This window comes from Bradyrhizobium sp. MI1.3 (assembly GCF_055811695.1).
On the sequence record NZ_JBVVPQ010000002.1, the window covers coordinates 97708 to 121014 of the forward strand.

The following is a 23307-nucleotide window of genomic DNA, read 5'->3' on the forward strand; positions in this document are numbered from 1 at the left end:
TTATAACCAAACTTTTTTTTTATTGCCTCAAAATTCTTCTTTTTTTTTTTTGGGGGTTTTTTTTTTCTTTTTTTTTTTTTTTTTTTTTTTTTTTGGGGGGGCGCCCCCCCCCCCCCCCCCACGACACCGCGTGTACGCGCGAGCATGTGAACGCTTGCAGGCTTGACGGCTTCTCCGGCGATGCCACGTTCTGGTCATGTGGCGCGGCATCCTTGTTTTCTTCCTGCTGGCGATCTCGACGATCGCCGCGGACGCGCGGCCCAGGCAAATCAACCCAATTCCGTTTTCGCACGAGCCCTGCAGCGTCCTCGACGGCAGGCCCTGCACGCCGTCCTACTGCAGCCCGCTCGAGCCTGGTCCCTGCATTCCCGAGATCGACTATCCCTACGGCCAGAACCTCCAGCTCACGATCCAAAGCGTACCGTCGGAGGCGGATCGCGGCAAATATCAAAAGCCTGATCACGATCTCGATACGATCGGCGATCTCTTCGCCGAGCTGCGCACTTGCTGGTCGCCGCCAACGGACAATGCCCGAGCAGGCATGCAAATCGCCGTGCGTTTCAGCTTCAACAAATCGGGCGGCCTGATCGGCCCGCCGCGCCTGACCTTTGCGACCGCAGGCGTCCCCGCCGAGACGAGAACCTCCTACCTCAATGCGATCAATTCATCGTTGAACGCCTGCCTGCCGCTGAAATTCACCGGCGGTCTTGGCGGTGCCCTCGCCGGGCGGCCAATCGCGATCCGATATGTCGACAATCGCGAGATCGGCAAGTAGCGCATCAGTTGCGACCCGCGGCCAATCGATGATACGCCATGGGCTGGGGCGCTGGTTGAGGGGAGAATCTCGTGGGTCTGCTGGTTATGATCCTGGGGCTTGCGCTGTTTTTTGCAGCGCATGTGTTCACGACGAAACGCGAGGCGCGCGCGCAGGCCATCGCGAGACTGGGCGAGGGGACCTACAAAATCCTCTATTCGCTTGCCTCGCTCGCGGGGCTCGCGCTGATCATCTGGGGCTTCGCGCATTACCGTGCGACGGGCTGGATCGACGTCTGGTATCCGCCGAAGGCGCTGAAGCACATCACGCTCGCGCTGATGTTGCCCGCGGTCATCCTGGTGGTTGCGTCCTATCTGCGCGGCCGCATCTATGCGACGCTGAAGCATCCGATGCTGGCCGGCATCAAGCTGTGGGCGGCGGCGCATCTTCTGGCCAATGGCGATCTCGGCTCCATCATCCTGTTCGGCTCCTTTCTCGGCTGGGCGGTGTATGATCGCATCACGCTGAAGCGTCGCACCGATGGCGGCGGTCCGCCGATTCCGGTGGGCGGCGTCACCAACGATCTGATCGCTGTGGTGGTCGGAATCGTCGCTTATCTGGCGCTGGCGTTTGCGTTCCATCCGGTCGTGATCGGTGTTCCCGTGATGGGCGGCTAGCCGATCAGCACAAGACAGGACCGCATGCCCTGCGCGGAAAGTGACAAGGTAACAAGAGCAACAAGCCAAGGTCATTCCGATGGACTGGTCGCATTCTCAGATCCCGCCAATGCGGTTCGAGGCGCGCTTCGGCGATCGAGTCGTACCGGCATTTTGCGATCGGCCGTCGAGCCTGTGGGCGATGATTGCGGACGCGTGCGCCCGCAATCCCGACGGCGAAGCGCTGATCTCAGGCCATGTCCGGCTGAGCTGGCGGCAGGCCGCGGAGCAGGCTGCGCGGATCGCAGCGGGATTTCGCAAGCTCAGATTGCAGCGCGGCGATCGTGTCGCGATCCTGCTCGGCAACCGGGTCGAATTCCCGCTGCTGCTGTTTGCTGCCGCGCATGAGGGGCTCGTCACGGTGCTGCTCAGCACACGGCAGCAGAAGCCGGAAATCGCCTATGTGCTCGCCGACTGCGGCGCCAAAATCCTGATCCACGAGGCGGCCCTCGCGGAGCGGCTGCCGGACGTGCGGGATGTGCCCGAAATAATCCACCGCATCGCCGTCGACGACGATCCCGCTCGGTCGCATTTCGCGGTGCTCGTCGACAGCGCGCCGGCCCCGGCGCCGGTCGAGACGAGCGAGGAGGACACCGCGATGATCCTCTACACCTCGGGTACGACAGGCAAGCCGAAGGGCGCGATGCTGGCCCATTGCAACATCGTCCATTCCTCGATGATCTTCGTGTCCTGCCTGCAATTGACGGCGGCCGACCGTTCGATCGCGGCAGTGCCGCTCGGTCACGTCACCGGCGTCGTCGCCAACATCACGACGATGATCTGCTGCGGTGGCGCGCTGATCATCATGCCGGAGTTCAAGGCCGGCGAATATCTCAAGCTCGCCGCGCGCGAGCGCGTCACCTACACGGTGATGGTGCCGGCGATGTACAATCTCTGCCTGCTCCAGCCCGATTTCGAGAGCTACGATCTGTCGAGCTGGCGCATCGGAGGCTTTGGTGGCGCGCCGATGCCGGTTGCCACCATCGAGAAGCTCAAGGCGATCATTCCGGGCCTCGAGCTGGCGAACTGCTACGGCGCGACCGAGACGACATCGCCGTCCACGATCATGCCGGGCGAGTTGACGGCAACCCACATCGACAGCGTTGGCCTGCCGTGTCCCGGTGCGCGCATTCTGGCAATGGGCGCGGACGGGCGTGAGCTGCCGCCTGGGGAAATCGGCGAGCTCTGGATCCAGAGTGCCTCCGTGATCAAGGGCTATTGGAACAATCCAAAAGCCACGACCGAAAGCTTCACCAGCGGGTTCTGGCATTCCGGCGATCTCGGCTCGGTCGACGCGGAGGGATTTGTCCGGGTGTTCGACCGGCAGAAGGACATGATCAATCGCGGCGGCCTGAAGATCTATTCGGCCGAGGTCGAATCCGTGCTGGCCGGCCACCCGGCCGTGGTCGAGAGCGCGATCGTCGCCAAGACGTGCCCGGTGCTGGGCGAACGCGTTCACGCCGTGGTGGTGGCGCGTGCGCCGGTGGACAGCGAGGCCTTGCGCGCCTGGTGCGCGGAGCGGCTGTCCGACTACAAGGTCCCGGAGAGCATGATGATCACAGCGGAGCCGCTGCCGCGCAATGCCAATGGCAAGGTGCTGAAGCGGCAGCTGCGGGAGCTGTTGGGATCCTGACCCGGGGAGGCGGTCTCTCCGGGCTGTCCCGGGTGGTTAACGCCTTGATCGGGCTCGCTTTGCCTTGCCACCGCCATATCGTTAGGGTACCTCGCCGCCACGTGGGGACGGGATTCCTGACGCGAACGCCTTGGCGCGCGCACCCGGACGGGCATGGGATTAGCATAAGTGTCTGAATTATTTGACGAAGTCGACGAGGAAGTACGTCGCGAACAGCTCAAGAAGCTGTGGGACAAGTATTCGATCGTCTTCATCGCCCTGATGGTGCTGATCGTCGCCGCCGTGGGTGGCTGGCGCGCTTACCAGTATGTGGAGGCCAAGAAGGCCGCCGAGGCCGGCGCCGCCTTCGAAAAGGCCGCCGAGCTGTCCGAGCAGGACAAGCATGCGGAGGCCGAGGCGGCCTTCACCGAGCTCGCCGCCAAGGCTCCATCGGGCTATCGCACCCTGGCGCGGCTGCGTGCTGCGGCCGAGGCGGCGGCCCGCGATCCCAAGGCAGGCGCCAAGCTGTATGACGACATCGCCGCCGACCGCAGCGTAGGCGGCGAGTGGCAGGATCTGGCGAAGATCCGCGCCGCCGGTCTCCTGCTCGACAGCGCCGGTTATGCCGACATGCAGCAGCGGCTGGACGCCTCCACCGCGCCCAAATCGACCTTCCGTCATACTGCCCGCGAGATGCTGGCGCTGTCGGCCTGGCGCAACAACGATATGACTGCCGCCCGCAAATGGCTCGACGCGATTGCCGAGGATGGCGAAACGCCGCCCGGCCTGCGCTCACGCGCCGAGGCGCTGCAGGCCCTGCTGCCGCCCCTAGCGAAGAGCTGAGCCGAGAGCTGAGACGAGATACCGATATGCGCCGTACGTCACGCTTGATCGCAGCCTTCGTCCTGATCGCCTTCACGGGCGTGCTGGGCGGTTGCTCCAGCTTCGATCCGAGCGACATGCTCGACTTCCTCGATACCAAGAAGAAGCTGCCGGGCGACCGCAAGCCGGTGTTCCCGGAAGGCGTGCCGGGCCTCGAGCAGGGCGTTCCGAAGGAAATGTACAAGGGCGCGCAGCAACAGCCCGATCCGAACGGCCCCGCCGTCGCGGCTCTGCCCACCGAGCCTCCGCCCGAGCCGGCCAAGCCGGCGAAGGGTGCCAAGGCGAAAAAGACCAGGCAGCCCGCCAGCGCTGCCGTTGCGCCGGCTGAGGCGCCCGCCGGCGAAGTCGATGGCGAGGCCCAGCCCGAGGCCGCGCCGCCCGCGGCCACTCCGGCGCCCAGGCAGAAGATCGTGCGCAAGCGCACCACCGCGCCGCCGCCCGATCAGCCCGTCCAGCAGGCGCAACCGACCCAGACCACCCAGCAGCAAACGCAGGGCGCCTTCCCGGCGCCGATGCCCAGCGGCAGCTTCTCGCGCTAGAGCATGATCCGGAAAAGTGTGAAGCGGTTTTCCGAAAAGATCATGCTCAAACAATTGTCTTCATTTCATTGACAGGCGCGGCTCCGGCAGCGCACGAATGACCCATGTCCTTTAAAATTGCCATTATCGGCCGGCCCAATGTCGGCAAGTCGACGCTGTTCAACCGCCTGGTCGGGCAGAAGCTCGCGCTTGTCGATGACCTGCCGGGCGTCACCCGCGACCGCCGCGAGGGCGAGGCGAGGCTCGGCGATCTCGACTTCATGATCATCGACACCGCCGGCCTCGACGAGGGGGCCAAGGGCTCGCTGACCGCCCGCATGCAGGAGCAGACGGAGGCCGCGATCGCACAGGCCGACGTGCTGTTCTTCGTGATCGATGCCCGCATGGGCCTCACGCCCAACGATCGCGCCTTCGCCGATTTTGCCCGCAAGGCCAACAAGCCGGTGCTGCTGGTCGCCAACAAGAGCGAAGGCAAGCATGGCGATGCCGGCGCGATGGAGGCCTTCGCGCTCGGCCTCGGCGATCCCATCCAGATCTCGGCCGAGCACGGCGAGGGCCTCGGTGAGCTCTATGATGCCCTTCGAGAGCTGATGCCGGAGCCCGTCGAGGAGGATGACGTCGAGGACGACGAGCCGCTGACGGAGGAAGAGGCGGCCACGCGTCCGATCCGGGTCGCGATCGTCGGCCGGCCCAACGCCGGCAAGTCGACGATGATCAATCATCTGCTCGGCGAGGAGCGTCTGCTGACGAGCCCGGAAGCCGGCACCACGCGCGATTCCATCGCGGTCGAAATCAACTGGAAGGGCCGCGAGTTTCGCGTGTTCGACACCGCGGGTCTGCGCCGGCGCTCGCGGATCGAGGAGAAGCTCGAGAAGCTCTCGGTCGCCGACGCACTGCGCGCGGTGCGCTTTGCCGAAGTCGTCGTGATGATGATGGATGCGCAGAACCGCTTCGAGGAGCAGGATCTTCGCATCGCCGACCTGATCGAGCGCGAAGGTCGCGCCGTCGTGCTCGCCGTCAACAAATGGGACCTGATGGAGAGCAAGGGTGGCGGCGCGATCTCGAACCTGCGCCGCGATGCCGATCATTTGCTGCCGCAGATCAAGGGCGTGCCGATCGTCGCCGTCTCCGGCTTGATGGGCGAGGGCATCGATCGATTGATGCAGGCGATCCAGGATGCCTATGCGCTTTGGAACAGGCGTGTGTCGACCGCGGCACTGAACCGCTGGTTCGAGGAGGCGGTGCAGGCCAATCCGCCGCCGGCGGTGTCCGGCCGACGCCTCAAGCTGAATTACATCACGCAGACCAAGGCCCGTCCGCCGAGCTTCGTGCTGTTCTGCTCGCGTGCGGACGCGGTGCCGCAATCCTATCTGCGCTACCTCACCAATTCGCTGCGTGAGGCCTTCGAGCTGCCGGGCACGCCGGTGCGCATCACCTTGCGCGAGAAGGCCAATCCGTTCGCCCACAAGCGCAAGCGGCCATCGTGAGCAACGAGGCCGGCGAGGCGATGGCGCAGGGCGCTGCGCCAGTCCGGCGCGGTGCGGTCGCCTTCATCTTCGTCACCATCCTGCTCGACATGCTCGCGCTCGGCGTGATCATGCCGATCCTGCCAAAACTGATCGAGAGCTTCGTCGACAACGACACGGCGCACGCGGCCCGCATCTTCGGCCTGTTCGGCACCGCCTGGGCGCTGATGCAATTCGTGTTCTCGCCGGTGCTCGGCGCGCTGTCGGATCGCTTCGGGCGGCGGCCGGTGGTGCTGCTGTCGAATTTCGGGCTCGCGGCCGACTATGTGCTGATGGCGCTGGCGCCGTCGCTGGTCTGGCTGTTCGTCGGCCGGGTGATCTCAGGCATCACCTCGGCGAGCATCTCGACCGCCTTTGCCTATATCGCCGACATTACGCCGCCGGAGCGGCGCGCAGCGGTGTTCGGCAGGATTGGAGCTGCGTTCGGCGCCGGCTTCGTGCTGGGCCCGGCGCTGGGTGGTCTGCTCGGCGATATCGATCCGCGCCTGCCGTTCTGGGCCTCGGCGGCCCTGAGCTTGGCCAATGCGCTCTATGGGCTCTTCGTCCTGCCGGAATCGCTGGCGCCGGACAAGCGCGCGCCGTTCCGCTGGAGGAGCGCCAATCCGCTCGGTGCGCTCCGCCTGCTGCGTTCCAACGCGGTGCTCGCTGCGTTGTCCGTCGTCAACTTCATCGCGCAGGTTGCGCATGTCGTGCTGCCCTCGACCTTCGTGCTCTACGCCACCTATCGCTACGGCTGGGATTCGAAAACCGTGGGGTTGACGCTGGCGATGGTCGGCGTCTGCGCCATGGTGGTGCAGGGGCTCGCGATCGGTCCGATCGTGCGCGTGCTGGGCGAGCGCAACGCCTTGTTGCTCGGCCTGTGCTGTGGCGCGGTCGGCTTCGTGATCTTCGGCGCGGCGCCGACCGGGCCGCTGTTCTGGATCGGCATTCCCGTGATGTCGCTGTGGGGCATTTCGGGTGCCGCCATGCAATCGCTGATGACGCGGCTGGTCGCGCCCGATCAGCAGGGCCAGTTGCAGGGCGCGACCGCGAGCGTGCAGAGCGTGTCGCAGCTCGTCGGTCCGTTCCTGTTCACGCTGACGTTTTCATACTTCATCGGCGCCAGCGCGCCGTGGCAGCTGCCCGGCGCGCCGTTCCTGCTCGCGGCGGTGTTGATGGTGGCGTGCGTGGCGATCGCGGTGCGGGCGCTGGGAGCAGCCAAAACGGTTGCGTAGGGTGAGCAAAGCGAAGCGTGCCCACCGCCTTGTTCGGTTGTCGAGAGATGGTGGGCACGGCGCTTTCGCGCCTTTGCCCACCCTACGGCACCTATGCTCTTACTTCTTCACCAGCGGGCACTCGCTGTCCTTGAGCGGCTTGGCCGCATCTTCCGCCGGGATGGTCGCGATCAGTTTGTAGTAATCCCACGGTCCCTTGGATTCTTCCGGCTTCTTCACCTCGAACAGGAAGGCGGGAATGATCCGGCGTCCGTCCTCGCGCAGCGGGCCCTTGCCGAACAGCGGATCGTCGGTCGGGATCTCCTTCATCTTGGCGACAACTTTGGCGCCGTCGTGCGGATTGCCGCCGAGGGCGTCCATCGCCTTCAGAAGATGCAGCACGGCCGCGTAATTGCCGGCCTGCGTCATCGAGGGCATCGCCTTGTTGGCCACCTTCTCCTGGAAGCGCTTCGAGAAGGCGCGCGTGCCTTCGTTGAGGTCCCAATAGAAGGATTCGGTGAAGGTCAGGCCGTGCGCGGTCTTCAGGCCGAGCGAGTGGACGTCGTTGATGAACAGCAACAGCGCCGCGAGCTTCTGGCCGCCTTCGACGATGCCGAACTCGGCCGCCTGCTTGATCGAGTTGGTGGTGTCGCCGCCGGCATTGGCGAGACCGATGATCTTCGCCTTCGAATTCTGCGCCTGCAGCAGGAAGGAGGAGAAATCCGACGTGTTGAGCGGATGCTTGACGCCGCCGAGCACCTTGCCGCCGTTCGCGGTGACGACCGCGCTGGTGTCACGCTCGAGCGCGGCACCGAAGGCGTAGTCGGCGGTCAGGAAGAACCAGCTGTCGCCGCCGGCCTTGGTCAGCGCCTTGCCGGTACCGTTGGCGAGCATGTAGGTGTCGTAAGTATAGGAAATGGTGTTGGCGTTGCAGGCCTTGCCGGTGAGGTCGGCACTGGCGCCGCCATTGTTGAGCAGGACCGCGTTCTTTTCCTTGACGACGTTGCTGACGGCCAGCGCCACGCCGGAGTTCGGGGTGTCGGCGATCACATCGACCTTCTGGGTGTCGATCCACTGCCGCGCGATGTTGACGCCGACGTCCGGCTTGTTCTGGTGGTCGCCGCTGATCACATCGATCTTCCAGCCCTTGGCGCGAAGGCCGGAATCTTCCACCGCCATGTTGACCGCCGCCACGGCGCCGGGGCCGCCGATGTCGGCATAGAGGCTGGACATGTCGTTGAGCACGCCGATCGTGACGGATTTTTCCTGGGCGAAGGCGGATGTGGCAAAACCGAAGGCGGCACAGGCCAGAAGAGCCGCGGAGCGGCGCGCGAACGTCGTCGTCATAAAAGCTTTCCTCCATTGTCAAACATGCGGACGGCTCTCTTGGGGAGCCTTGTTCCGGCTGATGGCTCTACCGTGTCTCAAGGGCGTCGGCAATGCGCCTAAAGCCGGATGACGCCGCGTCCCCAGCGTCATCCGTCCGTTAATTTTTGGGCAAAATGCGTTGAGGCGCTATTTGAGCGCGTCCGATGTCAGCCTGAATTTCTGGATCCGTTTTCCGGTGTCGACCTCGGCGGTATAGACGTTACCCTTGGGGTCGATCGCCATGGCATGCACCCAGTGGAATTGTCCGGCATTGCGGCCGTTGTGCCCGAAGCTGCCGACCACGCTGCCGTCCTCGCGCCTGATCACCCTGATCTCGTTGTTCTCGCCGTCCGCGCTGAGCAGCCAGGTCTGCTTCGGATCGGGCCAGATCGCGATGTCCCACACCGCGCCGTTGCCGAGCGTGTTCTTCTCGAAGAAGAACTCCTTTACGAAGGTGCCGTCCGTCTTGAAGACCTGGATGCGGTTGTTGATGCGGTCGCAGACGTAGACGAGCCCGTCATTGGCGAGCTTCACGCAGTGGACGGGATTGCCGAACTGCTGGGACACCGGCGTCTTGGGATCGTACGCCGCCTGCTTGGTGTCATCAGGCTTGTTGCCGTAGGCGCCCCAGTGCCGCTTGTAGGCGAGGGTCGTTGCGTCGAACACGATGACGCGGCGGTTGCCGTAGCCGTCGGCGACGTAGATTTCGTTGGCGGCCTTGTCGATCGCGGTCTCGGCGGGTTTGCCGAGCTGTGTCGTGTCGTTGCTGCCGAGGCTCGGCGCGATCTTGCCGATCTGGGCGACGAACTTGCCGTCGAGCGTGAATTTCAGGATCGCGTTGTCGTTGTCGGCATTGCCGCCGACCCAGACGAAGCCGCGCTCGTCGACCTCGATGCCGTGCTCGCGGCCGACCCATTCATAGCCTTCGCCCGCGCCGCCCCACGATCGCAGCAGATTGCCGTCGCTGTCGAATTCGAGCACCGGCGGCGCCGACACGCAGCATTTCGAACGCGGCGGAGTGAGGCTCGCGCCTTTCTCGTCGTCGGTGAGGGAGCGGGGGCGATGGATCACCCAGATGTGGCCCTGCCAGTCGACGGTGATGCCGCCGACCTGGCCGAGGATCCAGTTGTTCGGCAACGGCTTTGGCCAGGAAGCATCGACCGCGAAGGTCGGGACGTCGCCGGCGGTTGCCGCGCCCGGAAGCGCAAACGCGACGGCCGCGATCAGGACAGAGAGGACGCGAGAGACATTTGCGAGCGCACGCGTGGAGCCTGCGCGATTCTGCCATGGCGTCATGGCGACCTCCCTTTATTGGCTTGCGGCTTGCTGCCGCTTGAGCGCGGGCAGTCAATCGCGGGGAGGCCGTCAAGTCAATCAGGCCGGCGAGCGGAAGCTCATCAGGCTGCGGGTTTTGTAGTCGTAGAACTTGCCGGTTTCGGTCCAGTCCGGCGCGCACATCGGCACGATGAATTCGGCGACCTGCTCGGCTGTATCGAGCGTCGCCGGATCTTCGCCCGGCATCAGCGTCGCGCGCATGCGGGTGCGGACGGGGCCCGGATTGAACAAATTGACGCGCAGTTTCGTATTCGCGGTCTCCTGTGCCCAGGCGCGCGCCAGCGTTTCCAGCGCCGCCTTGGACGCCGCGTAGGGACTGACATAGGCGGTCGCCTTGTTGGCAGCGCCGGACGTGACGAACACCGCGCGGCCGGCGTCGGACTGCTTGAGCAGCGGCTCCATGCAGCGGATCAGCTGGAAGTTCGCGGAGACGTTGACCGCCATCACGTCGGTGAAGGCCTTCAGCTCGATATGGCCGATCGGCGAGGAGGGGCCGAGCACGCCGGCATTGCCGACGAGGATGTCGAGCTTGCCGTAACGCTCATGCAGGCCGGCGCCGAGCCGCGCGATGCCGTCGGAATCGGTGAGGTTGAGCGGCACCAGCGTTGCGGTGCCGCCGTCCTTGCGGATCTCGTCGTCGAGCTCTTCGAGCCCGCCCTGCGTGCGCGCCACGGCGACGATATGCGCGCCGGCCTTGGCCAGCGCCTTGGCGGTGGCAAAGCCGATGCCGCGCGAGGCGCCGGTGACGAGAGCGATGCGATTGGCGAGGGGATTTGTCATCAAGAGGTTCTATCCAGCGTCGTCCTGGCGAAAGCCAGGACCCATACGCCGTGACGTTTATGGCTAGGGAAGATGATTGTCACACCTTCTTCGAACCAGAGAGGCCTGTGGTAATGGGTCCTGGCTTTCGCCAGGACGATGGCCGTCAGCTCGCCTCCGCCAGCAGCGACAATTGCCGCGGCTGCTGCTCGGTCTGGGTCTGGTCGGTGAGGTGGGTCGGATAGGCCCCGGTGAAGCAATGATCCGAGAACTTCGGATTGGCGGGGTCGCGGCCGGGCTCGCCCATGGCGCGATACATGCCGTCGATCGACAGGAAGGCGAGCGAGTCGGCGCCGATGATCTCGCGCATTTCTTCCAGCGAATGCGTCGCCGCAAGAAGACCGCCGCGGTCCGGCAGGTCGATGCCGTAATAGTCGGGATAGAGGATCGGCGGCGAGGCGAGGCGGAAATGCACTTCCTTGGCGCCGGCATCGCGCATCATGCGAACGATCTTCTTCGAGGTGGTGCCGCGCACCAGCGAATCGTCGATCAGGATGATGCGCTTGCCTTCGATCGCGGCGCGGTTGGCCGAATGCTTCATGCGCACGCCGGACTCGCGGATCGCCTGGGTCGGCTGGATGAAGGTGCGGCCGACATAGTGGTTGCGGATGATGCCGAGCTCGAACGGCACGCCGGAATGCTGGCTGTAGCCGACCGCGGCGGGCACGCCGGAATCCGGCACCGGCACCACGACGTCGACCGGCACGTGGCTCTCCTTGGCGAGCTGCGCGCCGAAAGCCTTGCGCACCTCATAGACGGAGCGGCCGTGGACGATGGAATCCGGACGTGAGAAGTAGATGTACTCGAAGATGCAGGGCCGCGGCGCAATCGGTGGGAACGGCTTGTGAATGTCCTGGCCGCTCTCGTCGAACACGATGACTTCACCGGGTTCGATGTCCCGCACAAAGCGCGCGCCGATGATGTCGAGGGCGCAGGTCTCGGACGTCAGGATCGGGCAGCCGTCGAGATCGCCAAGCACCAGCGGACGGATGCCGCGCGGGTCGCGCGCGCCGACCAGCTTTTTGTTGGTCAGCGAGACCAGCGCATAGGCGCCCTCGATCTCGCGTAGCGCGTCGACATAGCGCTCAATGAAGCGGCTGCGCCTGGAGCGCGCGACCAAATGCAGGATCACTTCGGTGTCGGTGGTCGACTGCATCATCGCGCCGCTTTTCACGAGCTCGCGACGCAACGTCAGGCCGTTGGTGAGATTGCCGTTGTGGGCGACCGCAAGGCCGCCGGCGTTGAGCTCGGCGAACAGCGGCTGCACGTTGCGCAGGATGGTGGCGCCGGTGGTGGAATAGCGGACATGGCCGACTGCCATTGTGCCGGGGAGGCGGTCGATCACCTCGCGGCGGGAGAAGGTGTCACCGACGAGGCCGAGGCGGCGTTCGGAATGAAAGCGGCCACCGTCATAGGAGACGATGCCGGCTGCTTCCTGACCACGGTGCTGAAGGGCGTGGAGGCCGAGCGCCGTGATGGCGGCGGCATTGGGGTGGCCGTAGATGCCGAAGACGCCGCATTCCTCGCGCAGCGTATCCCCCTCCAGATCGTCTTGAAGTTCCAGCGCGGCCGGGCCGAGATCAAGTAGGGCGTCCTGGTCAGGATTTCGCATCTCGTCCGAGCCTCTCGTTAGGGCCTAATCAACGCGCCGCGGGTTTCTCGATCAGCTTTTTAAGACTGTCACGAGCCGGTTTGCTGTATCCGTCGCCACTGCCCGAAGGCTGCTGCTCGGAATCAGTTTGCTCTTCATCTGGTTTGTTTTTCTTGAATCTCTTCAAGATGGTGTTCTCGGGGTCGTCAGGCAAGAGGGCCATCAGCCAATCCCCGGTTCCCTGCAACACCACGCGGGATTTGGCCCCTGTGACCCAGTCCGGGCGCTGCTTGTCCGGCACCAGCCAGGTGAAGAACAGGAAGGCGACCACGACGATCAAAAGCCCGCGTGCCAGCCCGAACAGAAAGCCGAGGGTGCGGTCCAGTGCGCCGATGCGCGAATCCAGGATCATGTCGGAGATCCGGACTGTGATCACGGAGACCACGACCAGAGTGCCCACGAACACGCCGGCGACCACGACCACGCTCGCGACGGTATCGTTGTTGAAATAGGTCTTTGCGGTCGGCAGCAGCTTCGAGAATGAATAAAGGGTGACGATCGCCGCCGTGCCCCAGGCCGCGATCGACAGGATTTCGCGCATGAAGCCGCGAACCATGGCAAGCAGGCCCGAAATCAGCATCACACCGAGCAGAATCAGGTCGAGGATGGTTACTGGCATCGGCTGGTCTGGTCCGCTCGTACTTCAAGGTGCTCAGCGAATCGGTGTTTGGCCGCCCGCCCTAAGTGAGGGCCAGACGACGTTCCCGGCAAGGCCGCAACCACGCAATCCCATGCTGCTTTTGTGACGGCTGTATAGCGGCGAGGGCGGGGCACGTCACCACCGGCTAACCCTCTCCGCGGCGGAATCTTGCCGGTGTGGCATTTTTCTCTGCCGGTGCGCTCGAGTCGCCTCGCCGGGAGCCGCGCGCGGCGATCTCGGCGACCAGCGTCGTCAGGCTGTTGATCGCGTTCAGCGACAGGCCGGCATCGCCGGCGGCTTCACCCCGGGCCGATTCGGGCAGCACGGCACGCTGAAAGCCGAGTTTTGCCGCTTCTTTCAGCCGGGCCGGGGTCTGCGCCACGGGGCGCACCACGCCGGACAGCGAGATCTCGCCGAAATAGACCGCATCGGTGGGTAACTGCGCATTAACCAGGGAAGACACCAGCGCCGCCGCAGCGGCCAGATCAGCCGCGGGCTCGTGGATGCGCAGGCCGCCCGCGACGTTCAGATAGACGTCGTGGCCCGACAGCTTGACCCCGCAATGGGCTTCCAGCACCGCCAGCACCATCGACAAACGGCTCGGATCCCAGCCGACCACGGCCCGTCGCGGGGTGCCGAGCGAGGTTGGCGCCACCAGCGCCTGCAATTCGACCAGAACGGGCCTCGTGCCCTCGATGCCCGCGAAGACTGCGGTGCCGGGCGTGCCGAGATCGCGCTCGGACAAAAACAGCTCGGAGGGGTTGGTGACTTCGCGCAGGCCGAGCCCCGTCATCTCGAACACGCCGATCTCGTCGGTCGGACCGAAACGGTTCTTCACGGCACGCAGGATGCGGAATTGCTGCGAGCCTTCGCCCTCGAACGACAGCACCGCATCGACCATGTGCTCGACCACGCGGGGGCCTGCGATCTGGCCGTCCTTGGTGACATGGCCGACCAGGATGATGGCCGCGCCGGTCCTTTTGGCAAAACGAATCAGCGCCTGCGCCGAGGCGCGCACCTGCGTCACCGTACCGGGCGCCGATTCCACCGTGTCGGTCCACATGGTCTGGATCGAATCGATCACGATCAGCCGGGGCACCGCGCCCTCGGACAGCGTCGAGACGATGTCCTCGACCGACGTCTCGGCTGCGAGCTGAACCGGCGCGTCCGACAGCCCGAGCCGTTCGGCGCGCAGCCGAACCTGCGCGACCGCCTCTTCGCCGGAGATGTAGACGACGCGGTGCCCGGCGCGCGCGAGCAGGCTTGTGGCCTGCGTCAGCAGCGTCGACTTGCCGATGCCGGGATCGCCGCCGACCAGCAGCACCGAGCCGCGGACGAAGCCGCCGCCGGTCACGCGATCGAGCTCCGTCATGCCCGAGGACAGGCGCGGGGCGTCCTGGGTTTTTCCGGACAGGCTCTCCAGCGCGAACGTCCGCCCCTTGCGCTTGGAGCGGATCGACACCGGCACGCTGCCGGTCGTGTCCTCCTCGGCCAGCGTATTCCACTCGCCGCAAGACTCGCACTTGCCCTGCCAGCGGTTGTAGGCCGCGCCGCAGTTCTGGCAGACGAAGGAAAGTGTGTTCTTGGCCATGGGGACAGCGAGTTAGGGGGACAGCGAGTCGGGCGTTTCAGGTTTGCTGATAGCACGGAATGACGGTCGAGAGAGTGAGCCCGGGCGCACCCCGCATATCGCGGCTCGGCACGCCTGACAGCCGGCCCACCACAGCCGTGTCCTCGTGGACAGCCCGTCGATCGCACCCGAGTTTGCCGTCTGAGCGCAGCGCGGCTACGGCTGCGCCGCGTTCCAGAGCATGGAGAGGCCGGCGGCGATCATGATCGCGTCCATCACCACGCGGAACATCTCCGGCTTCAGGCGCAGCACGAAGCGTTTGGCAATGAAGGCGCCCGCCATCAACGAAGATCCAGCGACCAGGCCTTTGACGAACACCTCGCCGGTCAGCGCGCCGAACCGTTCGAAGGTCACGGATTTTGCGACATAGAGCCCGAGCGAAGAAGCCGCTTCGGTGGCGAGGAAAGCGCCCCGGGACAAGCCGTAGAACAGGAATAGCGGGACGCTGAGCGGACCGGTGGAGACGACGATGCCGGTGAGGTAACCGATGACGGCCCCGCCGATCGCCAGATGCCAGAGATTGGCCTTGAGATCGTGCCGCGCCAGCCAGTGTCGCACCGGCACCATCGCGATCAGGAAGACGCCGATGGCGAGATCGACGGCGTGCGAGGGCAGCGCCAGCAGCGTCCGCGCGCCGAGCACGGCGGCCGGAATGCCTGTCACCGAATAGGCCGCGCAGGCCCGCCAGTCGACCTCGCGCCACCAAGCCAGGATTCGAGAGAAGTTGGCCATGACGGCGGCCACCGCCATGATCGGCACCGCCTCCTTTGGCCCGTAGGCATAGACCAGCACCGGCATCAGCATGATCGACGAGCCCGTGCCGACGATGCCCGAAATGGTGCCTGCGACGAGGCCGACGATGAGGACGAAGAGAAAAGCCAAAACGGTCTCCACGAATCGGGAGAGTTTAGCCGCGGCCAGCGGCGCGGGTGAACCGCGAGGTGAGGGAACCCTATCTTGCCGAACGAGCCCGGCGTTAACCATCGCCGACGGTTTCAGTCTGAGCGAAATCGCTTCGAAGTTTCTTAAATCTTACTGGGTACCTCTCGTGGGCATAGTGACCTGGGGGACGAGTATGGGTAAGCGGGCCAAACGCGGAAAGGCGCAGACGTTCGCAATCCCGATGGCCGCGAGAGTTGCAATCGGCGCCGTGGCCGTTGCCGCGTTGGGGTACGGTTTGCTGTCTCGACCGACGAACGTGCAAGCGACACGAAAGCCGTCCGCGCACGAAGCCCAAGCGTCGTCAACTCCGGTTTACGTCGCAACGCCGGTTCATGCATCAGCTCCGGCTCCGACGCCGGCTCCGCTTCCGGCCCCGGCGCCTCTGGTCGAACCGCCCAAAGCGGCCGACGTTCCCGGAGCATTCGTTCGGCAGGTGGTTGACTACGCCAGCCGCCAGACGCCGGGCACCGTGATCATCGATACCAAGAACACATTCCTCTATTTCGTTCTGAACGACGCACAAGCACTGCGCTACGGCATCGGTGTGGGCCGCGAAGGTTTCACATGGTCCGGTGAGCAGACTGTGGCTCGCAAGGCAGAATGGCCCGATTGGCATCCGCCAGTTGAGATGGTTTCGCGTCAGCCCTATCTGCCGCGATTCATGGCAGGTGGCCCCGGCAACCCGCTCGGCGCGCGGGCGATGTATCTGGGCGACACCGAATATCGAATTCACGGCACCAACAAGCCCGATACGATCGGGAAGCGGGTCTCGTCCGGCTGTATCCGACTGACCAATGAGGACGTCGTTGACCTCTATGATCGCGTGAAAGTCGGCGCGAAAGTGATCGTGCTTCCGACAACCGTTGCCCGCCGACCACCCCAGGGAGCACCGGCCGACGCCGCTTTCCGATTACCGGACCCGGCATCGCCGTCGAACCGGCCATCGGCAACTCACGCGCAGATGCCGTCATCTGGACCGAGGATCGCCGAGGCTCAGTAATTCATCCTCGGTCCTCATCCTGCAACGGAGAACAAGGAGGCACTGCAAGTCGCCTACGAGGTCATCCGGTAGGCATAAGCATTACGGCTTGTAGGGCGGAGGACAGACGACCTCTCCCAGAGGACTTCTCCGGCACGGCTCAGTCACCCTGATTGCGGTATGAGTATAAGCGTAGCTCAATGCTGCGCCGGTTAGAGCCGCACCAAGGATTGCAATTTGCCATCGCAATTTCATGGCTTCGACTTCCCAAGAGGCGCATCGACGGGCTGCCCTTTCATATCAAACGAAGCCCTGTTGACGCGAAGGAGACGTTTCGGACATCAATCCATAGCTATTTTGGAAGGACCAAACCTTCCGTGCCATTTCGGAAGACGCACCTTGCCTCCTTATTATCCTGCCGCTCTTCAATTGTGATCAGGAAGGCAAGTTCCCATGAACGCCAAACCAACAATCGTTTTCTGCCACGGCATTTGGGCCGACGGCTCGTGCTTCAGTAAGGTCATCCCTGCATTGCAGGCCGATGGGCATGAGGTGATTGCCGTTCAATATGGTTTGGACTCTTACGAGGAGGATCTGGCGACGGTTAAGCGCACACTCAATCGTGTCGGTAGTCCTGTCCTCCTGGTCGGTCATTCTTACGGCGGGGCGACCATTACAGGCGCAGGCACGGATGAGCGCGTGGTCGGGCTGGTGTACATTGCAGCGGTCGCTCCGGATGCCGGCGAAACCGTACAGGATCAGCTCGACAAATATCCCTCGGACATTTTCTCTCGCGTCGAGGTGGCGGATGGGCGTGCCTGGATGCTTCCGAGTGGCACCGAGTTCTTCGCAGGCGATCTCTCCGACGCAGACCAGAAGCTGGTTTGGGCGACCCATTATGCGCCCGTCTATGATCTGTTCCAGCAGCAAAAGCTCAGCGCGGACAAGGTCGCGTGGAGATCGAAGCCAAGCTGGTACGTCCTGGCCACGAAAGACCACACGGTGCATCCCGATCTGCAACGTTGGGTCTCAAAGCGAATGGGAGCGACTGTTACCGAGGTCGCGAGCAGCCATGTGCCAATGCTGTCCCAGCCTGATGTGGTGATCGACGTCATACGCAAGGCGGCGGCCGCCGTTCAAAAGGGCTGATCGCAGTCACTGCGCTGAATGCGAAGGAGAGGTCGTTTGCGGGCGACCTCTCCTGTCCGGTGGGCGACGACTGCCTCCGGAGACATCCCGCCGGTGTTTTGCCCGGTTTCGGACTATGCGTAACCCTTTGATTTGCCAGCGGTCGGCTACTGTGCATGGGGTTGTTTTTCATGTTTTTGTTGAGTTGGCGCGGCAAGTCGGTGCTCGCAGCACGTGGAGCAAGGCCGGCTGCGCGCTGCTGACAGCATGTTGGCAGCAGGGTCCGGCTACGACCATCTCCTGACAAAACGGAGAGCGGGTCATGCGGGTCGAGGGAAGCTGTCATTGCGGTGAGACGGTGTTCGAGGTGACGGAGGCGCCCGCGAGCGTGACCCGTTGCACCTGCTCGCTCTGCGCCAAGCGCGGCGCGTTGTGGGCCTATTACACGCCGGCGCAGTTTCGGCTGCTGTCGCCCGCGGAGAACGTCGCGACCTATCTCTGGGGCAGCCGCACGGTCAAACACCATTTCTGCGCAAGCTGCGGCTGCGGTACCTATTCGGAGTCGCCGGACTGGTCGACCGGCAAGCCCGATTTCGACAATCCGAGGGTCGCCGTCAACGCGCACCTGTTCGACGAATTCGATCTGGAGGCCGTACCGGTGACCATGATTGACGGCAAGAATTTATGGTGAGCATGCGCTCTCGCGCATGTCTGCTGCTCGTCAGTGCTCTTGAGGCACTCTTGAAAAGCTGATCTGTTTCCGCCCGACAGAAAAGGGGAGGAAGCCGATGATGCGTCTTTTCGCGCGAGTGATGCTCGCGATGTGTCTGGCCGTTGTAGTCGGCTTCCATGCCCAGGCGCAGACCAAGCCCAAGGTCACGACATCAGGACCGGATTTCCCCAAGACCGCGCTGTTCGTCGGCAACAGCTTCTTTTACTACAACAACGGCATGCCCGGGCATCTCTCCTTCATGGAGCGGGCTGCGTATCCTGAAAACAAGGCGGCCTATCGCAACACCATGGCAACGATCGGCGGCTCCGGCCTCGATTGGCACGACATGGAGAACCTGCTGCGGGCGGGCGGCCTCGGCGCCTATTCGTTCGACGAGCAGAATAACGTCGTCTTCAACAAGCCGGGCAGGCAGTACGACGCCGTCGTGATGATGGATTGCAGCCAGTGCCCGATCCATCCGCAATTGAAGGACGCGTTCGCGACCTTCGCGAAGAAGGACGGCGAGATCGTCCGCGCCCATGGCATGCGGCCGGTCCTGTTCATGTCCTGGGCTTACGCCGACAAGCCTGAGATGACGGAAGCGTTGGCCGAGGCCTACACGATCGCCGGCAATGCCAATGATGCGCTGGTGATCCCCGCAGGACTTGCTTTCGCGCGCGTGCGCAAGCTGCAGCCCGAGCTAAATCTGTATGCGCCGGACAAGCGGCACCCGAGCCCCGTAGGCACGTATCTGGCGACCTGCGTGACGTTCGCCGCGCTGACCGGCCGCTCGCCGGTCGGCAATTCCTACACGATGGGAGTGGACGCACCGACGGTGGAGCTGCTGCAAAAAGCAGCGTGGGACACAGTGCAGGAGTATTACGGGCTTTGACCTAGCGCAGCACGACCCACGCCGGTGCGTGGTCGCTCGCGCCTTCCTCGCCGCGAACCTTCTTGTCCACGCCGGCTTTTGCGAGGCGTGAGGCGAGGGCAGGGCTGAGCAGGAGATGATCGAGCCGCAGGCCCGCATCGCGCGGCCAGCGGTTTCGCTTGTAATCCCAGAAGGTGTAGATGCGCTGCTCCGGGTGCAGTTCGCGGATCGCGTCACACCAGCCTTGTGCCAGCAGCGAGGCAAAAGCCGCACGGCTCTTCGGCTGGATCAAGGCATCCTTGTCCCACGAGCGCGTCGGATAGATGTCGATCTCATCAGGCGCAACGTTGTAGTCGCCGGCGAGCACCACGGGCAGGTCCTGCTTGATCAACGTTTTGGCGTGGCGCTTGAGTCGCGCGAACCAGTCGAGCTTGTAGTCGAATTTCGGTCCCGGCTGCGGATTGCCGTTCGGCAGGTAGATGCTGGTGACGATGACACCGCGTACCGCGGCCTCGATGTATCGCGCTTCGTGATCGGCAGGCTTTCCCGGCAAGCGATCGCGGGTGAGAACGGGCTCGGCATTGCGGGCCAGAATGGCGACGCCGTTCCAGGTCTTCTGTCCACACCACACAGCGCCGTAACCTGACTTTTCGATCGCGGCCGCCGGAAATTCGCCATCACTTGCCTTCAACTCCTGAAGTGCGACGACATCGGGCTTCGCCGTTCGCATCCATGCCAACAGATTGGGCAGGCGGCGATTGATGTTGTTGATGTTGAACGTCGCGATCTTCATGTAGAGCTACCGGCTCCTGCCTTCCGCTTCCGGAGAAACAATGTCCAAGTTGAGCTTTGCCGTTATCGCCGTCGCCGTTGCGTTCTCCGGGGTCGCCTCGGCACAATCATCCGATCCGCGCGGCGCGTGCAAGGCGGACTATGACAAGTTCTGCGCCGGCCTTGCGCCGGGCGGTGGCATCGTCGCCTGCCTCAACGGCAAGCGCGATCAGCTCAGCGCAACTTGCAAGACGGCGCTGGACAGCAGGAAGAAGAAGTAAGCGGCGCGCCGCTCAGCCCGGCAGCGGCGGCGGGCTTGCGGGCTGCTCGATCGGCGGCGGAGCGGGCGTCTGCTGCTCGACCCCCTGCGCGGGAGCCGGCTTGGCCAGCGGCTCCACCACATTCCCGCCTTTGTAGATGCGGGCGTAGCGGCGACCGAGGCTGGTCAGCACCTCGTAGCCGATCGTTCCGAAATGATGCGCGAGCTCGTCGACGGTGATGCCCTCGCCGAGCAGCGTCACCATGTGGCCGCGCCGCGCCGCATTCGGCGGCAGATCGGTGATGTCGATCGCGATCAGGTCCATCGAGACGCGGCCGGCGACCGGACAGCGCTTGCCGGCGACGATGACCTCGGCGCCGCGGGTGCCGTCATTGGAGCTTGCGGCGCGGAAATAGCCGTCGGCATAACCGACCGCGATGATCGCGAGTTTCGTCGGCCGCCGTGCGGTCCAGGTGCCGCCATAGCCGACGCTCTCGCCACGCTCGACATTGCGGATCTGCACGATGCGGGCCTTGAGATCGACCACCGGCTGCATCGGATTGTCGGCTTCCGGCGTCGGGTTGACGCCGTAGAGCGCGGCGCCCGGCCGCACCATGTCGAACTGGAAGGGCGCGCCGAGGAAGACGCCGGACGAATTGGCGAGCGCCGCCGGCACGCCGGAGAATTCGCTGGCGATGCCGCGGAAGGCCGCGAGTTGCTTGGCATTCACCGGGCTGTTGAGTTGCTCGGCCGCAACCAGATGGCTCATTACCAGCGTGATGCCGTGATCGCCGGCGTTGATGCGGGGGATGATGGCCTGCGCTTCCGCAAGCGTCAGGCCGAGCCGGTTCATGCCGGTGTCGATGTGGATGGCGGCGCCACCGGTCCAGCCGGTGCGGCGACAGAACACGTCCCATTCGGCAAGTTCGTTGAGATCGCCGATCACGGGGCGGCAATTGATCTGGGCGTAGTGCTCGCCGGTGTTCTGGAAATAGCCACCGAGCACGTAGATCGTGGGCTCTGGCACCGCCGCGCGCACCTTGCGCGCTTCCTCGATGGTGGCGACGAAGAAGGTCTTGCAGCCGGCCTTGTTCAGGGCACGCGCGACCTGCTCGGCGCCGCAGCCATAGGCGTCTGCCTTGATCACCGCCGAGCATTCGGCCGGCACCGCCGTCTTCTCGAGCTTGCGCCAATTGGCGATGATGGCGTCGAGATCGACGGTGAGTACGCCGCCAAAGGTCGCGAGCGCGGCAGCCTGATTGGCCTCCGCGGAGAGAAGGCCGGATTGCGGGATGATTTTCGGGTCGGACGCCATTGTCATGGCGCCGTTTTACGCAAGAGGACGGTCAGGTTCAACCCAGGGAACTCAGTAGTCGCCGCCGCTGCGGTCCGGCACCTGGCTGTCCGGCGCAAGGTCGCCGAACCGTGTGATCGACGCTTCGAAGGCCAGATCGACGGTGCCGGTCGGGCCGTGGCGCTGCTTGCCGATGATGACTTCGGCCTTGCCATGCGCAAGATCCATGTCCAGGCGCCATTTTTCGTGCTCGGGTGTGCCCGGGCGCGGCTCCTTGTTTCCGAGATAATATTCCTCGCGGTAGACGAACAGTACGACGTCGGCGTCCTGCTCGATCGAGCCGGATTCGCGCAGGTCCGACAGCTGCGGCCGCTTGTCGTCGCGCGACTCGACTTGGCGCGAGAGCTGCGAGAGCGCAATCACGGGCACGCTCAGTTCCTTGGCGAGCGCTTTCAGACTGGTCGTGATCTCGGTGATTTCCTGCACGCGGTTTTCGCTGCGCTTGCCCGAACCCGACAAGAGCTGGATGTAGTCGATGACGATGAGGTCGAGGCCCTTCTGCCGCTTCAGCCGGCGGGCGCGCGCCATGAGCTGCGCAATCGAGAGGCCGCCGGTCTCGTCGACATAGAACGGCAGCGACTGCAGCTCGATCGAGACTTCGCGGATCTTCTCGAAATCGGCCTCCGAGATGCCGCCGCGGCGGATCGACGAGGAGGGGATGCCGGTGCGCTCGGCCACGATACGCGTGGCGAGCTGGTCGGCCGACATTTCGCAGGAGAAGAAGCCGATGACGCCGCCATGGGCTGCCTTCATGGTGCCGTCGGCCTGGAGTTCACCGACATAGGCCCGGGCGACGTTGTAGGCGATATTGGTTGCAAGCGACGTCTTGCCCATGCCGGGACGGCCGGCGACGATGATGAGGTCGGAGTGCTGCAATCCGCCCATCTTGGTGTCGAGGTCGCGCAGGCCGGTCGAGATGCCCGACAGCTTTCCGTCGCGCTGGAACGCTTTTGCGGCCAGATCGACCGCAAGCGTCAGCGCCTGCGAAAATTTCTGGAAGCCTCCGTCATAGCGGCCGGATTCGGCGAGTTCGTAGAGGCGGCGCTCGGCGTCCTCGATCTGCGCCCGCGGCGCGAAGTCGACCGGGGCGTCATAGGCGACATTGACCATGTCCTCGCCGATGCCGATCAGGTCGCGCCGCAATGCCAGATCGTAGATGGTGCGCCCATAATCCTGCGCATTGATGATGGTGGTCGCTTCGGCGGCGAGACGCGCCAGATATTGCCCGATGGTCATGCCGCCGATATCGGTGTCGGCGGGCAGGAAGGTCTTCAGTGTGACGGGCGTCGCGATCTTGCCCATCCGGATCAGGCTCGAGGCAGTCTCGAAGATGGTCTGGTGCAGCGGCTCGAAGTAATGCTTCGGCTCTAGGAAATCGGAGACGCGGTAAAACGCGTCGTTGTTGACCAGGATCGCGCCCAGAAGGCTCTGTTCCGCTTCAATATTATGCGGCGCGCTTCGATAGGCGGGGGTTCCGGCTTCGGGCGCGAGTTTGAGAACGTTCGAATCAGTCAGGGCCATGGGCGAGCGATAGCAATTTTCTGGGGCGGATGCGGGGCCGGGATAAAGCGCCGCCTCAGACCAAAGCGGAAGCGAAAGCTGGCCGCTATCAACCGATCATTAAAA

General features: G+C 64.2%; 22 protein-coding genes. 12 read left to right on the forward strand and 10 right to left on the reverse strand.

The window, feature by feature from the left end:
- The first annotated feature begins 196 nt into the window (after window positions 1-196).
- From AC0L3A_RS01625 to AC0L3A_RS01655, 7 genes are all read left to right on the forward strand, one after another.
- Window positions 197-775 carry a hypothetical protein gene (locus AC0L3A_RS01625; RefSeq protein WP_007592076.1) on the forward strand — a complete coding sequence of 193 codons (579 nt, stop codon included), beginning with the start codon at window positions 197-199 and terminating at the stop codon, window positions 773-775.
- Between the two features lie 71 nt (window positions 776-846).
- On the forward strand, window positions 847-1431 hold the full coding sequence (locus AC0L3A_RS01630; RefSeq protein WP_007609254.1) for an NnrU family protein: 585 nt from the start codon (window positions 847-849) through the stop codon (window positions 1429-1431).
- A gap of 79 nt (window positions 1432-1510) precedes the next feature.
- Window positions 1511-3103 carry a class I adenylate-forming enzyme family protein gene (locus AC0L3A_RS01635; protein WP_473253474.1) on the forward strand — a complete coding sequence of 531 codons (1593 nt, stop codon included), beginning with the start codon at window positions 1511-1513 and terminating at the stop codon, window positions 3101-3103.
- Window positions 3104-3271: 168 nt separating this feature from the next.
- Entirely contained in the window at window positions 3272-3925 is a 654-nt protein-coding gene (locus AC0L3A_RS01640; protein WP_473253476.1) for a tetratricopeptide repeat protein, read from the forward strand.
- Window positions 3926-3951: 26 nt separating this feature from the next.
- Window positions 3952-4503, forward strand: coding sequence for a hypothetical protein (locus tag AC0L3A_RS01645; RefSeq protein WP_219683212.1), 552 nt, complete (start codon window positions 3952-3954; stop codon window positions 4501-4503).
- Between the two features lie 104 nt (window positions 4504-4607).
- Window positions 4608-5990: a ribosome biogenesis GTPase Der gene (der, locus tag AC0L3A_RS01650; protein ID WP_473253477.1), complete on the forward strand. Its 1383-nt coding sequence runs from the start codon at window positions 4608-4610 to the stop codon at window positions 5988-5990.
- Entirely contained in the window at window positions 5987-7243 is a 1257-nt protein-coding gene (locus tag AC0L3A_RS01655) for a TCR/Tet family MFS transporter (protein ID WP_473253478.1), read from the forward strand. Before der ends, AC0L3A_RS01655 begins: the two co-directional genes overlap by 4 nt.
- 99 nt (window positions 7244-7342) lie before the next feature.
- Here AC0L3A_RS01655 and AC0L3A_RS01660 read toward each other — a convergent pair whose 3' ends face one another.
- The 7 genes from AC0L3A_RS01660 to AC0L3A_RS01690 form a co-directional block, all read right to left on the reverse strand.
- Window positions 7343-8569, reverse strand: coding sequence for an ABC transporter substrate-binding protein (locus tag AC0L3A_RS01660; RefSeq protein WP_473253479.1), 1227 nt, complete (start codon window positions 8567-8569; stop codon window positions 7343-7345).
- A 168-nt stretch (window positions 8570-8737) separates the two neighbouring features.
- On the reverse strand, window positions 8738-9886 hold the full coding sequence (locus tag AC0L3A_RS01665; protein WP_473253480.1) for an NHL repeat-containing protein: 1149 nt from the start codon (window positions 9884-9886) through the stop codon (window positions 8738-8740).
- Between the two features lie 78 nt (window positions 9887-9964).
- Window positions 9965-10705, reverse strand: a complete 741-nt coding sequence (locus AC0L3A_RS01670; RefSeq protein WP_473253481.1) for an SDR family NAD(P)-dependent oxidoreductase — start codon at window positions 10703-10705, stop codon at window positions 9965-9967.
- A gap of 145 nt (window positions 10706-10850) precedes the next feature.
- The gene (gene purF, locus AC0L3A_RS01675; protein WP_219683207.1) at window positions 10851-12356 is read right to left on the reverse strand and encodes an amidophosphoribosyltransferase; all 1506 of its coding nucleotides are present in this window, start codon (window positions 12354-12356) and stop codon (window positions 10851-10853) included.
- 28 nt (window positions 12357-12384) lie between these two features.
- Complete coding sequence (locus tag AC0L3A_RS01680) at window positions 12385-13014, reverse strand: CvpA family protein (protein ID WP_007592055.1); 630 nt, start codon at window positions 13012-13014, stop codon at window positions 12385-12387.
- Between the two features lie 166 nt (window positions 13015-13180).
- Window positions 13181-14626, reverse strand: a complete 1446-nt coding sequence (gene radA, locus AC0L3A_RS01685; protein WP_007592053.1) for a DNA repair protein RadA — start codon at window positions 14624-14626, stop codon at window positions 13181-13183.
- A gap of 195 nt (window positions 14627-14821) precedes the next feature.
- Window positions 14822-15547 (reverse strand): sulfite exporter TauE/SafE family protein, encoded by a 726-nt coding sequence (locus AC0L3A_RS01690; RefSeq protein ID WP_473253482.1) that lies wholly within the window; start codon window positions 15545-15547, stop codon window positions 14822-14824.
- 193 nt (window positions 15548-15740) lie between these two features.
- Here AC0L3A_RS01690 and AC0L3A_RS01695 point away from each other — a divergent pair, with 193 nt between their 5' ends.
- The 4 genes from AC0L3A_RS01695 (at window position 15741) to AC0L3A_RS01710 (ending at window position 19318) form a co-directional block, all read left to right on the forward strand.
- Window positions 15741-16607 (forward strand): L,D-transpeptidase, encoded by an 867-nt coding sequence (locus tag AC0L3A_RS01695; protein ID WP_473253483.1) that lies wholly within the window; start codon window positions 15741-15743, stop codon window positions 16605-16607.
- A 432-nt stretch (window positions 16608-17039) separates the two neighbouring features.
- Complete coding sequence (locus AC0L3A_RS01700) at window positions 17040-17735, forward strand: alpha/beta fold hydrolase (protein WP_007592043.1); 696 nt, start codon at window positions 17040-17042, stop codon at window positions 17733-17735.
- Window positions 17736-18036: 301 nt separating this feature from the next.
- Window positions 18037-18405 (forward strand): GFA family protein, encoded by a 369-nt coding sequence (locus tag AC0L3A_RS01705; RefSeq protein ID WP_354129088.1) that lies wholly within the window; start codon window positions 18037-18039, stop codon window positions 18403-18405.
- 97 nt (window positions 18406-18502) lie between these two features.
- Window positions 18503-19318, forward strand: a complete 816-nt coding sequence (locus tag AC0L3A_RS01710; protein ID WP_473253485.1) for a hypothetical protein — start codon at window positions 18503-18505, stop codon at window positions 19316-19318.
- A 1-nt stretch (window position 19319) separates the two neighbouring features.
- Here the strand turns inward: AC0L3A_RS01710 and AC0L3A_RS01715 are convergent, their stop codons facing one another.
- Window positions 19320-20090 (reverse strand): exodeoxyribonuclease III, encoded by a 771-nt coding sequence (locus AC0L3A_RS01715; protein ID WP_473253486.1) that lies wholly within the window; start codon window positions 20088-20090, stop codon window positions 19320-19322.
- A gap of 40 nt (window positions 20091-20130) precedes the next feature.
- On the opposite strand from AC0L3A_RS01715, the gene AC0L3A_RS01720 reads away from it, so the two are divergent.
- A complete protein-coding gene (locus tag AC0L3A_RS01720) occupies window positions 20131-20349 on the forward strand; it encodes a hypothetical protein (protein ID WP_007592035.1) in 219 nt (72 codons plus the stop codon).
- A gap of 12 nt (window positions 20350-20361) precedes the next feature.
- On the opposite strand, the gene alr is transcribed toward AC0L3A_RS01720, so the two are convergent.
- Complete coding sequence (alr, locus tag AC0L3A_RS01725; RefSeq protein ID WP_473253536.1) at window positions 20362-21642, reverse strand: alanine racemase; 1281 nt, start codon at window positions 21640-21642, stop codon at window positions 20362-20364.
- A gap of 51 nt (window positions 21643-21693) precedes the next feature.
- On the reverse strand, window positions 21694-23202 hold the full coding sequence (locus tag AC0L3A_RS01730) for a replicative DNA helicase (protein WP_219683201.1): 1509 nt from the start codon (window positions 23200-23202) through the stop codon (window positions 21694-21696).
- Window positions 23203-23307: the final 105 nt, after the last annotated feature.